Source organism: Pseudomonas sp. FG-3G, assembly GCF_901007645.1.
GTDB lineage: Bacteria > Pseudomonadota > Gammaproteobacteria > Pseudomonadales > Pseudomonadaceae > Aquipseudomonas > Aquipseudomonas rhizophila.
The window spans coordinates 127,107-139,706 of the sequence record NZ_CAAKGZ010000003.1; the positions used below are offsets into that span (position 1 = coordinate 127,107).

Below are 12,600 nucleotides of genomic sequence, written 5' to 3' on the forward strand. Positions count from 1 at the left end.
AAAACCTGACACCTCGGTTTGTCAGATGAATGGCGTCGCTGTTTTTAGGGCCGCTTCGCGCCCCAGCGGGAGCAAGCTCCCTCGCCACGGGGTTTGCGGCGTCAGGAAGCGAAGCGGCACGAGTCATTCATTTGTGTCGGAAGGATCACCGGCCCCGAACCGAAACATCCCACAGTTTTTTAGGGTTGCCGCTCGGAAGTGGGCTCTCTAACCTTTTTCTTGTCGCTGCGATTCAGCGACCGGGAGTGGGAACCCGAAATTAATAGGTCGTAAGCCTCACGACCATAACGGCAAGTGATGGCTCCAATTTCATCAGGAGCATGCACATGAACGAAGGAAAGACTGAACCGAACTTCAACAGAACAAATCCATTGGCGGATTTCGATTCCATCGAAGACCTACTCAAAGACCGAGCCGCCGCAGAGCGGGCACTCAATCATTACCTCAATCCAAAAAAACCAGAGCCAAGCACCGATCCGCGCATCGACAGCCTGTTTTCCGTCACAGCGGAAGCCGACGCCGACACGCTGCTGACCAGCACCTCCGAAACCCTGGCCTCGATAAAAGCCATGGCCGAGGACCTGGCCTTTGAAGTGGAGGGCACGCGGCGAAGTGTGGCGCTGGGGATTCATCAGTTGGTGGAGTTGTGTCAGTTGCTGGTGGACAAGGCGTTGGATCAGCTTGAAGTGCCGGCCAGCCCGGCACCTTGATCCCCTCGCCACGGAAGTTGATCGTTCCCATGCTCCGCGTGGGAATGTAGCCCGGGACGCTCTGCGTCCCTTTCCAAAGCCGAACGCGGAGCGTCCGTGGAGGCATTCCCACGCGGAGCGTGGGAACGATCGGCAACGATCAGGCGGGTTACTGCATCAACACCTCAACCACCCCATCCGCCGTCATGTTCACTTTGCTGGTGCCCGCTTCCACTTCAGGCGTCACCGACTCGGCATCCATGGACGCCGCTTTCATCATCATCTGCGGGCGCATGTAGGGCTGTGGGTAGCCGTTGCTGTTGAGGTTCAGGTTGACGATTTTGTAACCCTTGCCGCCCAGGGCTTCGGTGGCCAGTTGGGCGCGGGCTTTGAAGGCGTTGACGGCGTCCTTGAGCAGGGCGTCTTCGCTGGTCTGGCGGGTGGCGGTGGAGATGGTGAAGTCCATGCCGCCCATTTTCAGGTCGGTGAGTAACTCGCCAGTGAGTTTGGACAGGGCCGCGAAGTCGGCGCTTTCCAGGCGCAGTTCGGCGCGTTCGCGCCAGCCGGTGATTTTCTGGCCTTTGTTGTCGTAGACCGGGTAACTGTTACGGCTGCCCTGGCGCAGGGTGATGTCCTTGACCTGCTTGGCCTGGCCGATGGCTTTGTTCAGCGTGGTGGTGACGGCCGCGGCGAGTTTGGCCGGGTCGGTGTTTTGTTCCTCGGTGTAGAGGGTGACGATCATCAGGTCGCGGGCGACTTCCTGGCTGGCTTCGGCGCGCAGGGAAATCTGGTTGTAGTGAAGCTCATCGGCGGCCAGGGCCGGCAGGCTGGCGACGGTGCCGAGGCTGAGGGCGAGCAGGGCGGCGTGACGACTGAACGTTTGCATGAAAGCTCCTTGGGATGAGGCGCAGGGGTGAGATCCGGGCCTGCGTGAACGGTAAGACTCTAGCTTTTATGGGCGGGTTCGCACAGTTACAACTTCTATACAGATTGCGGGTGAGAGGCTTTTTGTGGCGAGGGGATTTATCCCCGCTGGACTGCGCAGCAGTCCCAGAATTGTCATGATCTAGCTCAGCGTGGTGCCCGACCTTATTTTGGGAGCCGCTTCGCGCCCCAGCGGGGATAAATCCCCTCGCCACAATGGTTAGTGTGTCATTTCGGGGCTGTGGCGCTTTGCCGCATAGCTGCCTGTGCAAGCCGCGCCTTGGTTATACTCCGTGCGATCCGCCTGGAGCGCTCATCAGGAGAGCTCATGCTCGCCCCTTTGCAAATGACTTCCGCCTCTCGCCAGAACCTCTGGCGTCTGACGTTTATCCGCATTCTGGTCCTGGCCGCCCAGGCCGGGTCCGTGGGGCTCGCCTATTGGTTCGAGCTGCTGCCGCTGCCGTGGCTGCAATTGGCGATCACCCTGGCCTGCTCTTCGATACTGTGCGCGCTGACCGCCATCCGCCTGCGCACCTCGTGGCCGGTGACTGAGCTGGAATACGCCGTGCAACTGGCCTGCGATCTGTTTATCCACAGCGCGTTGCTGTATTTCTCCGGCGGCTCCACCAACCCTTTCGTGTCCTATTACCTGGTGCCGCTGACCATCGCCGCGGTGACGTTGCCGTGGCGGTATTCGCTGATCCTGTCCGGCATCGCCCTGGCGCTGTACACCTTGTTGCTGGCGCGCTTCTATCCGCTGGAAACCTTCCCCATTGCCCGGGAAAACCTGCAGATATACGGCATGTGGCTGAGTTTCGCCCTGGCGGCGGCGGTCATTACGTTTTTTGCTGCGCGCATGGCCGAAGAGTTGCGTCGTCAAGAAGAGCTGCGGGCCATTCGCCGTGAAGAGGGCCTGCGGGACGAGCAATTGCTGGCCGTGGCGACCCAGGCCGCGGGTGCCGCCCATGAGTTGGGCACGCCGTTGGCCACCATGAGCGTACTGCTCAAGGAGATGCGCCAGGATCATCACGACCCGGCGCTGCAGGAAGACCTCGGTGTATTGCAGGATCAGGTCCAGCTCTGCAAGGAAACCCTGCAGTACCTGGTGCGTGCCGCCGAGGCCAACCGCCGGCTGGCCATCGACATGCAGGACGTCACCGACTGGCTCGACGAGGCCCTGAATCGCTGGCACCTGATGCGCCCGGAGGCCAGTTATCGCTTCCAGCGTCTGGGTCAAGGACCGGTGCCGCGCATGGCGCCGCCACCGGACCTGACCCAGGCGTTGCTCAACTTGTTGAACAACGCCGCCGACGCCTGCCCCGAAGGCCTGGAAGTGGCGCTGGACTGGAATGCCTACGAGCTGACCATAAGCATTCGCGACCATGGCGCCGGTGTGCCGCTGGCGATTGCCGAGCAAATCGGCAAGCCGTTCTACACCACCAAGGGCAAAGGTTTCGGCCTGGGCCTGTTTTTGAGCAAGGCCAGCGTGACACGCGCCGGCGGCTCGGTGAAACTCTACCCCCATGAGGAGGGCGGCACGCTCACCGAGCTGCGCCTGCCCCATGCCGACCGAGGAGACGAACATGAGTGACGAGATCCAAGTCGACGGCGAAGAACTGCCGCATCTGTTGCTGGTGGACGACGACGCCACCTTCACCCGCGTCATGGCCCGGGCCATGTCCCGTCGGGGCTTTCGCGTGAGCACCGCCGGTTCCGCCGAGGAGGGCTTGAGCATCGCCCAGGCCGACCTGCCGGACTACGCCGCGCTGGATTTGAAAATGGACGGCGACTCGGGCCTGGTGCTGTTGCCCAAACTGCTGGAGCTGGACCCGGAAATGCGCGTGGTGATCCTCACCGGTTACTCGAGCATCGCCACCGCGGTGGAGGCGATCAAACGTGGCGCCTGCAATTACCTGTGCAAACCGGCCGACGCCGATGATGTGCTGGCGGCCCTGTTGTCCGAACACGCCGATCTGGACACCCTGGTGCCGGAAAACCCCATGTCGGTGGACCGCCTGCAATGGGAGCACATCCAGCGGGTGCTGACCGAGCACGAAGGCAACATTTCCGCCACTGCCCGCGCCCTGGGCATGCACCGGCGCACCTTGCAGCGCAAATTGCAGAAGCGCCCCGTGCGTCGCTGAACCTGCGCTGAACAGATGTTGTCCACCCTCGCGGCAAATCGGGCCGTTGTTCTATGATCGGCCCGAGTTTTTTTTCTTTACAGAGCCTTAACCATGAATCAGAACGCTGAATATTCCGCGGTCAATGATGCGGTGCGCGGGCAGTTTTTCCGCCGTGTCTGGCAAATGACCACGCCGTACTGGCGCAGTGAGGAGAAGGGCAAGGCCTGGACGCTGTTGATTGCCGTCATCGTGCTGTCGCTGTTCAGCGTGGCGATTTCGGTGTGGATCAACAGTTGGTACAAGGATTTCTATAACGCCTTGCAGGAGAAGGACAGCGTCGCGTTCTGGCGGTTGATCCTGTATTTCTGCGGCATCGCCGCGGTGGCGATCCTGGGCGCGGTGTATCGCTTGTACCTCACGCAGATGCTCACCATCCGCTGGCGGGCCTGGCTCACGGAGAAACACTTCGCCCGTTGGCTCAATGACAAGAATTACTACCGACTGGAGCAGGGCGGTTACACCGATAACCCGGACCAGCGGATTTCCGAAGACCTCAACAGTTTTACCAGCAACACCTTGGGCCTGGGCCTGGGGCTGCTGCGCACCGTGGTCAGCCTGGTGTCGTTCTCGATCATTTTGTGGGGCGTGTCGGGCAGCATCCAGGTATTTGGCTACACCATCCCCGGCTACATGTTCTGGTGTGCGCTGGTGTATGCGGCGGTGGGCAGTTGGCTGACGCACCTGATCGGTCGTCGCTTGATCAGCCTGAACAACAACCAGCAACGCTTTGAAGCCGACCTGCGTTTTTCCATGGTGCGGGTGCGTGAGAACGCCGAGAGCATTGCCTTGTACAACGGCGAACCCAACGAGAACCGCCGCTTGAGTGGCCGCTTTGGTCTGGTCTGGCATAACTTCTGGGACATCATGCGGGTGTCCAAGCGCCTGACCTTCTTCACCTCCGGCTACGGCCAGATTGCAATCATCTTCCCGTTCATCGTCGCCGCGCCACGCTACTTCGCCGGCAAGATCCAGCTGGGCGAGCTTATGCAGATCAACTCGGCGTTCGGCAATGTGCAGGAGAATTTCAGTTGGTTCATCAGCGCGTACACCGACCTTGCCGCGTGGCGCGCCACGTGTGACCGTCTGCTGAGCTTCCGCCAGGCCATGAGCGACAACGAAGACCGCGTGCCGGCCATCGATGTGCAGAACCAAGGCCATGCATTGAAAGTGCAAAACCTGGGGTTGGACCTGGCCGACGGCCGCCATTTGCTCAGCCATACCGACATGACCGTCGAACCGGGCGAGCGGGTGATGCTCAGCGGGCGTTCGGGCAGCGGTAAATCCACCCTGTTCCGGGCAATGGGGCATTTGTGGCCGGATGGCCACGGCGCGATCCGGTTGCCCGCGGCGCGTTATCTGTTCCTGCCGCAAAAACCCTATCTGCCCATTGGCACCCTGCGCGAAGCGCTGAGTTATCCACAACCGGGCGACACGTACCCGCCAGAGCGTTATGCCCAAGTGCTGGAAACCTGTCGCCTGCCGCATCTGGTGGCGCGACTGGACGAGGCCAACCACTGGCAGCGCATGCTCTCGCCCGGCGAGCAGCAACGCCTGGCGTTCGCCCGCGCATTGCTCTACGCACCACAATGGTTGTATATGGACGAAGCCACGTCGGCGATGGACGAAGAAGATGAAGCGACGCTGTACCAGGCGCTGATTGATCAGTTGCCGGGGCTGAGCATTGTCAGCGTTGGCCATCGCAGCAGTTTGAAACGGTTCCATCCGCGACATGTGCGTATCGAAAATGGCCAACTGGTGGAGCAAGCTGTAGTCGCCTGATTGTCATTGCCGAACACCGTTGTGGCGAGGGGATTTATCCCCGTTGGGTGCGAAGCGCCCCTTCAAAATCAAAGGTCAACGATATTGATCTGCTGGTAGATCAAGAGGGCTGCTCCGCAGCCCAGCGGGGATAAATCCCCTCGCCACAACGGTGCATGGCGGCAAACTTTGCCAAGACCGCCAGGGAGCACGGTGATCGTACAACCCCGTTGCGCTATCATGATGCGCATTCAGCCGCTTGCCGAGACACAGACACATGGAAAGACCGATCGACGTACCACGCCTTCCCCGCAAGCGCCGCAGCCTGGCGCAGGAGCTGGTGACGGTGTTGACCGAGCAGATTCGCGACGGTCTGCTCAAGCGTGGCGATAAATTGCCCACCGAGTCGGCGATCATGGAAGCCCATGGCGTCAGCCGCACCGTGGTGCGCGAGGCGATTTCCCGTTTGCAGGCCGCCGGCCAGGTGGAAACCCGCCACGGCATCGGCACCTTCGTGCTGGACACGCCCAGCCCGAGCGGCTTTCGCATCGACCCGGCGACGGTGGTCACCTTGCGTGACGTGCTGGCGATCCTGGAGCTGCGCATCAGCTTGGAAGTGGAGTCCGCTGGGCTTGCGGCGCAGCGTCGTAGCGACGAGCAGTTGGCGACGATGCGCGCCGCCCTCGACGCCTTGAACGAAAGCGCCGCTCACGCCAGCGACGCGGTGGCCTCGGACTTCGCCTTCCACCTGGAAATCGCCCTGTCCACCGGCAACCGCTACTTCACTGACATCATGACCCACCTGGGCACCAGCATCATCCCGCGCACCCGGCTGAATTCGGCGCGCCTGGCCCACGACGACCACCAGCACTACATGGATCGCCTGAGCCGCGAACACGAAGAAATCTACGAAGCCATCGCCCGCCAGGACTCCGACGCGGCCCGTGCGGCCATGCGCTTGCACCTGACCAACAGCCGCGAACGGCTGCGCCAGGCTCATGAAGAGGCGCAAGCGCAGGGCTGAATCGCTCACTGCTCTGCTGGCAAGGATGCTGTCGTGGCGAGGGAGCTGGCTCCCGCTGGGCTGCGAAGCGGCCCCTCAGCTCTTTCGGTCGATCGCCGTTCAACAGGTTGGCGACTGCTTCGCAGTCGAACGGGAGCCAGCTCCCTCGCCACAGCGGTGCCGTGTTTGGTTCGAGTGCAATAAGCCCTACACCTTAATCCGCAACTTGAAGAGCGGTCCGCTGCCTCGCAGGGCAAGATTCCTCAGTTTGCCAGCAAACCTCAAAGACCCGATCTCAAAGGCTTTTCGCCAAACTCCGCGCACCTGACCCCCGACAAAAGACGAAATGCAGTTGACGTTCGTATTTTAAGTTGTACGATGACTTACAACTTCTCTTGAAGCTGAACCGTTTCCTACAACACAACATTTGCGTCCAGGGTGTTCGAATAATGAATCCACAAGAACTGAAGTCCATCCTCTCGTCTGGCCTGCTGTCTTTCCCGGTCACCGATTTCACTGCTCAAGGCGATTTCAATCGCGACAGCTACGTCAAGCGCCTCGAGTGGCTGGCCCCGTATGGCGCCTCGGCACTTTTCGCAGCGGGCGGCACTGGTGAGTTTTTCTCCCTGGCGGCCAGCGAGTATTCGCAAGTCATCAAGACAGCTGTTGATACCTGCGCCACCAGCGTGCCAATCCTCGCCGGTGTTGGCGGTGCTACCCGCCAGGCCATCGAGTACGCTCAGGAAGCCGAGCGTCTGGGCGCCAAGGGCCTGTTGCTGCTGCCGCACTACCTGACTGAAGCCAGCCAGGACGGCGTAGCCGCCCACGTTGAAGCCGTGTGCAAATCGGTGAAGATCGGCGTAGTGGTTTACAACCGCAACGTCTGCCGCCTGAACGCCACGCACTTGGAGCAACTGGCCGAGCGCTGCCCGAACCTGATCGGCTACAAGGATGGCCTGGGCGATATCGAACTGATGGTGTCGATCCGCCGTCGTCTCGGCGATCGTTTCAGCTACCTGGGCGGCCTGCCGACCGCAGAAGTCTATGCCGCGGCCTACAAGGCCCTGGGCGTGCCGGTCTACTCCTCGGCGGTGTTCAACTTCATTCCGAAAACCGCGATGGATTTCTACCACGCCATTTCCCGTGAAGATCACGCGACCGTCGGCAAGATCATCGACGACTTCTTCCTGCCTTACCTGGACATTCGTAACCGCAAGGCCGGTTATGCCGTGAGCATCGTCAAGGCTGGCGCGAAGATCGTCGGCTACGACGCAGGCCCTGTGCGTACGCCGCTGACCGACCTGCTGCCGGAAGAATACGATGCCCTGGCCGCGCTGATCGACAAGCAAGGCAAGCAGTAACAGATCCGACGAAGCCGCTGAGCAATCAGCGGCTTTTTGCGTAAGGCTTGATCGTTCCCACGCTCCGCGTGGGCACGCAGCCAGGGACGCTCTGCGTTCCTAGACAGCTATTGTAGAAGGAGTAGCTCCGTGGCAGATTCAAAGCGTTTCGATAACTACATCAACGGTCAGTGGGTGGCCGGTGCCGACTATTGCACCAACATCAACCCGTCTGACTTGTCCGATGTCATTGGTGAATACGCCAAGGCTGATGCAGCTCAAGTCAATGCCGCCATCGAAGCCGCCCGCGCCGCGTTCCCGGCCTGGTCGACCTCGGGCATCCAGGCCCGTCACGATGCGCTGGACAAAGTCGGCAGCGAGATCCTCGCCCGTCGCGAAGAACTCGGCCAACTGTTGGCCCGGGAGGAGGGCAAGACCCTGCCCGAAGCCATTGGCGAAGTGACCCGCGCCGGCAACATTTTCAAGTTTTTCGCTGGCGAGTGCCTGCGCCTGTCGGGCGATTACTTGCCGTCGGTGCGCCCGGGCGTCAACGTCGAAGTCACCCGTGAAGCGTTGGGTGTGGTCGGTTTGATCACGCCGTGGAACTTCCCGATCGCGATCCCTGCCTGGAAGATCGCCCCGGCGCTGGCCTACGGCAACTGTGTGGTGATCAAGCCCGCCGAATTGGTGCCAGGTTGTGCCTGGGCCCTGGCGGACATCATTTCCCGCGCCGGTTTCCCGGCCGGTGTGTTCAACCTGGTGATGGGCAGCGGCCGTGTGGTCGGTGAAGTCCTGGTCAACAGCCCGAAGGTCGACGGTATCAGCTTCACCGGTTCCGTGGGCGTGGGGCGGCAGATCGCGGTCAATTGCGTGGCGCGCCAGGCCAAGGTGCAACTGGAGATGGGCGGCAAGAACCCGCAGGTCATCCTCGACGACGCCGATCTCAAACAGGCTGTCGAACTGGCGGTGCAGAGCGCGTTCTACTCCACCGGCCAGCGTTGCACGGCTTCGAGCCGCCTGATCGTGACCGCCGGCATCCACGACAAGTTCGTCGCTGCCATGGCCGAGCGCATGCAGTCGATCAAGGTCGGTCATGCCTTGAAGGCCGGCACCGATATCGGGCCGGTGGTTTCCGAAGCCCAGCTCAACCAGGACTTGAAGTACATCGACATCGGCCAGAGCGAAGGTGCGCGGCTGGTCAGCGGTGGCGGCCTGGTGACGTGCGACACCGAAGGTTATTTCCTGGCACCGACACTGTTTGCCGACAGCGAAGCCTCGATGCGCATCAGCCGCGAAGAAATCTTTGGCCCGGTGGCCAACGTCGTGCGTGTGGCCGATTATGAAGCGGCGCTGGCGATGGCCAACGACACCGAGTTCGGGCTGTCCGCCGGTATCGCCACCACCTCGCTCAAATATGCCAACCACTTCAAGCGTCATTCCCAGGCGGGCATGGTGATGGTCAATCTGCCGACCGCCGGCGTGGATTACCATGTACCGTTCGGCGGCCGCAAAGGTTCGTCCTATGGCTCGCGCGAGCAAGGTCGCTATGCGCAAGAGTTCTACACCGTGGTGAAAACTTCTTACATCGGATCGTAATTGCGACACCGGCCGGAGCGGGACAACCCGCCCGGCCGTACAACCAGATTTCCCGTATAAAAATAAATAGTGGAAGTAGATTTAAATGCAAGAAACCAAGCCGACTCGCGTCCGCTATTTGATCCTGCTCATGCTGTTTCTGGTGACAACGATCAACTATGCCGACCGCGCAACCATCGCTATCGCCGGCTCCAGCCTGCAGAAAGACCTCGGCATCGATGCCGTTACCCTCGGTTATATCTTCTCCGCCTTCGGCTGGGCCTACGTGGCCGGGCAGATCCCGGGCGGCTGGCTGCTTGACCGGTTCGGGTCGAAAAAAATCTATGCCTTGAGCATTTTTACCTGGTCGCTGTTCACCGTGCTGCAAGGCTATGTCGGTGAATTCGGTGTCTCCACCGCCGTGGTGGCGCTGTTCATGCTGCGTTTTCTGGTGGGGCTGGCCGAGGCGCCTTCCTTCCCGGGTAACGCCCGCATCGTCGCGGCCTGGTTCCCCACCGCTGAACGCGGCACCGCTTCGGCGATTTTCAACTCGGCCCAGTATTTCGCCACGGTGTTGTTTGCGCCGCTGATGGGCTGGATCGTCTACCGCTTTGGCTGGCAGCACGTGTTCATCGTGATGGGCGTGGTCGGTATCGTGTTCTCGCTGGTCTGGCTGAAGGTTATCCACAGCCCGCGTCAGCACCCGATGATCAATGAGGCCGAGTTCAATCACATCGCCGCCAACGGCGCGATGGTCGACATGGACCAGGACAAGGGCAGGGGTAAGAAGACCGACGGTCCGAAGTGGGATTACATCCGCCAACTGCTGACCAACCGCATGATGCTCGGCGTGTACCTGGGCCAATACTGCATCAACGGCATCACCTACTTCTTCCTGACCTGGTTCCCGGTGTACCTGGTGCAGGAACGCGGCATGACCATCCTCAAGGCTGGTTTCATCGCCTCCTTGCCGGCGATCTGCGGCTTCATCGGTGGCGTGCTAGGCGGGGTGATTTCCGACTACCTGCTGCGCAAGGGCCACTCGCTGACCTTCGCTCGCAAGGCGCCGATCATCGCCGGCCTGCTGGTGTCCAGCAGCATCGTGGCGTGCAACTACGTGGACATCGAATGGATGGTGGTGGGCTTCATGGCCTTGGCCTTCTTCGGTAAAGGCGTAGGCGCACTGGGTTGGGCCGTGGTGTCCGACACTTCGCCAAAACAGATCGCCGGTCTGAGTGGCGGCCTGTTCAACACCTTCGGCAACCTGGCATCGATCACCACGCCGATCGTCATCGGCTACATCATCAGCTCCACCGGTTCGTTCAAATGGGCGCTGGTGTTCGTGGGCTGCAACGCGCTGATGGCGGTGTTCAGTTACCTGGTGATCGTCGGGCCGATCAAGCGTGTCGTGCTCAAAGAGCCCGCGGCCCGGGATGATCAACTTTCCAGCCTGTCTGAAGCGAAATCCTGAAGGAGCGATGTCGATGCAACTGATTGAACATGCCGATTCGCCCCGTTACATCCGCCTGAATGAGCGGGACAACGTGGTCATTGTGGTGAACGACCAGGGCGTGCCAGCCGGGACTGAGTTCCCGGATGGCCTGGTCACCGTGGACTTTGTACCGCAGAGCCACAAGGTCACCCTGGAAGATATTCCCGAGGGCGGCGAGGTGATTCGCTACGGCCAGGTCATTGGCTACGCATTGCAACCAATCCCCCGTGGCAGTTGGGTCAAGGAAGACCAACTGCGCATGCCCACCGCGCCGCCGCTGGACAGCCTGCCGCTGTCCACCGACGTGCCGGCGGCCGATGCGCCGTTGCAAGGCTACACCTTCGAGGGCTATCGCAACGCCGACGGTACCGTGGGCACACGCAACATCCTGGGCATAACCACCACGGTGCAGTGCGTGACCGGGGTGCTGGACCATGCGGTCAAGCGCATCAAGGACGAATTGCTGCCCAAGTACCCGAACGTCGATGACGTGGTGGCGCTGACCCACAGCTACGGCTGCGGCGTGGCGATCACCGCCACCGACGCGTACATCCCGATCCGAACCGTGCGCAATCTGGCCCGCAACCCGAACCTGGGTGGCGAAGCGCTGGTAATCAGCCTGGGCTGCGAGAAATTGCAGGCCGGGCAGGTGATGCATGAGAACGACAGCTCGGTGGACCTCAGTGAGCCGTGGCTGTATCGCTTGCAGGATTCCAGTCACGGTTTCACCGAAATGATCGAGCAGATCATGGAACTGGCCGAAACCCGGCTGAAGAAACTCGACCAGCGCCGCCGCGAAACCGTGCCGGCCTCGGAGCTGATCCTGGGCATGCAGTGCGGCGGCAGCGATGCGTTTTCCGGCATCACCGCCAACCCGGCCCTGGGCTATGCCTCGGACCTGCTGCTGCGGGCCGGGGCGACGGTGATGTTTTCCGAAGTCACCGAAGTGCGCGATGCGATCTACCTGCTGACCTCCCGGGCGCAAACCCGGGAAGTCGCCCAGGAGCTGGTACGCGAGATGGACTGGTACGACCGTTACCTGGCCAAGGGCGAGGCCGATCGCAGTGCCAACACCACACCGGGCAACAAGAAGGGCGGGCTGTCGAACATCGTCGAAAAATCCCTGGGCTCGATCGTCAAGTCCGGCAGCAGTGCGATCAACGGCGTGTTGGGTCCGGGCGAGCGCTTTAAGCAAAAGGGCCTGATCTTCTGCGCCACGCCGGCCAGTGATTTTGTCTGCGGCACCTTGCAACTGGCGGCGGGGATGAACCTGCATGTCTTCACCACCGGCCGTGGCACGCCGTACGGCTTGGCCATGGCGCCGGTGGTGAAGGTCTCGACCCGCACCGAACTGGCCCAGCGCTGGCCGGACCTGATCGACATCGACGCCGGCCGGATCGCCACCGGGCGCGCCTCCATCGAGGAACTGGGCTGGGAACTGTTCCATTACTACCTGGACGTGGCCAGCGGCAAGAAACAGACCTGGGCCGAGCGGCACAAGCTGTACAACGACATCACCTTGTTCAACCCGGCGCCGATTACTTGATGATTTCGTGATCGCTGGAGATCCAGTGTGGGAGCGAGCTTGCTCGCGATGACGGCGGTACATTCAGCATTTATGCAAGCTGACACA

The 12,600-nt window shown here is 61.3% G+C and carries 10 protein-coding genes; 9 read left to right on the forward strand and 1 reads right to left on the reverse strand.

Annotated elements, in window-relative coordinates; all coding sequences use genetic code 11:
* Positions 1-326: 326 nt before the first annotated feature.
* Positions 327-710: a DUF6124 family protein gene (locus PSEUDOMOFG3G_RS02390; RefSeq protein WP_107321874.1), complete on the forward strand. Its 384-nt coding sequence runs from the start codon at positions 327-329 to the stop codon at positions 708-710.
* A 148-nt stretch (positions 711-858) separates the two neighbouring features.
* Here the strand turns inward: PSEUDOMOFG3G_RS02390 and PSEUDOMOFG3G_RS02395 are convergent, their stop codons facing one another.
* A complete protein-coding gene (locus tag PSEUDOMOFG3G_RS02395) occupies positions 859-1,575 on the reverse strand; it encodes an SIMPL domain-containing protein (protein WP_047229019.1) in 717 nt (238 codons plus the stop codon).
* Between the two features lie 366 nt (positions 1,576-1,941).
* Here PSEUDOMOFG3G_RS02395 and PSEUDOMOFG3G_RS02400 point away from each other — a divergent pair, with 366 nt between their 5' ends.
* The 8 genes from PSEUDOMOFG3G_RS02400 (at position 1,942) to garD (ending at position 12,513) form a co-directional block, all read left to right on the forward strand.
* Positions 1,942-3,204, forward strand: a complete 1,263-nt coding sequence (locus PSEUDOMOFG3G_RS02400; protein ID WP_047229018.1) for an ATP-binding protein — start codon at positions 1,942-1,944, stop codon at positions 3,202-3,204.
* Positions 3,197-3,757 carry a response regulator transcription factor gene (locus PSEUDOMOFG3G_RS02405; protein WP_047229017.1) on the forward strand — a complete coding sequence of 187 codons (561 nt, stop codon included), beginning with the start codon at positions 3,197-3,199 and terminating at the stop codon, positions 3,755-3,757. Before PSEUDOMOFG3G_RS02400 ends, PSEUDOMOFG3G_RS02405 begins: the two co-directional genes overlap by 8 nt.
* A 93-nt stretch (positions 3,758-3,850) precedes the next feature.
* Positions 3,851-5,578 (forward strand): ABC transporter ATP-binding protein/permease, encoded by a 1,728-nt coding sequence (locus PSEUDOMOFG3G_RS02410; RefSeq protein ID WP_139049139.1) that lies wholly within the window; start codon positions 3,851-3,853, stop codon positions 5,576-5,578.
* Between the two features lie 256 nt (positions 5,579-5,834).
* The gene (locus PSEUDOMOFG3G_RS02415) at positions 5,835-6,581 is read left to right on the forward strand and encodes a FadR/GntR family transcriptional regulator (RefSeq protein WP_139049140.1); all 747 of its coding nucleotides are present in this window, start codon (positions 5,835-5,837) and stop codon (positions 6,579-6,581) included.
* Between the two features lie 428 nt (positions 6,582-7,009).
* Positions 7,010-7,921, forward strand: a complete 912-nt coding sequence (gene kdgD / locus PSEUDOMOFG3G_RS02420) for a 5-dehydro-4-deoxyglucarate dehydratase (protein WP_107321877.1) — start codon at positions 7,010-7,012, stop codon at positions 7,919-7,921.
* A gap of 129 nt (positions 7,922-8,050) precedes the next feature.
* Entirely contained in the window at positions 8,051-9,496 is a 1,446-nt protein-coding gene (locus PSEUDOMOFG3G_RS02425; RefSeq protein ID WP_047228689.1) for an aldehyde dehydrogenase family protein, read from the forward strand.
* Positions 9,497-9,581: 85 nt separating this feature from the next.
* Positions 9,582-10,946, forward strand: coding sequence for an MFS transporter (locus PSEUDOMOFG3G_RS02430; protein WP_047228688.1), 1,365 nt, complete (start codon positions 9,582-9,584; stop codon positions 10,944-10,946).
* Positions 10,947-10,959: 13 nt separating this feature from the next.
* Entirely contained in the window at positions 10,960-12,513 is a 1,554-nt protein-coding gene (gene garD / locus PSEUDOMOFG3G_RS02435) for a galactarate dehydratase (RefSeq protein WP_139049141.1), read from the forward strand.
* Positions 12,514-12,600 lie beyond the last annotated feature (87 nt).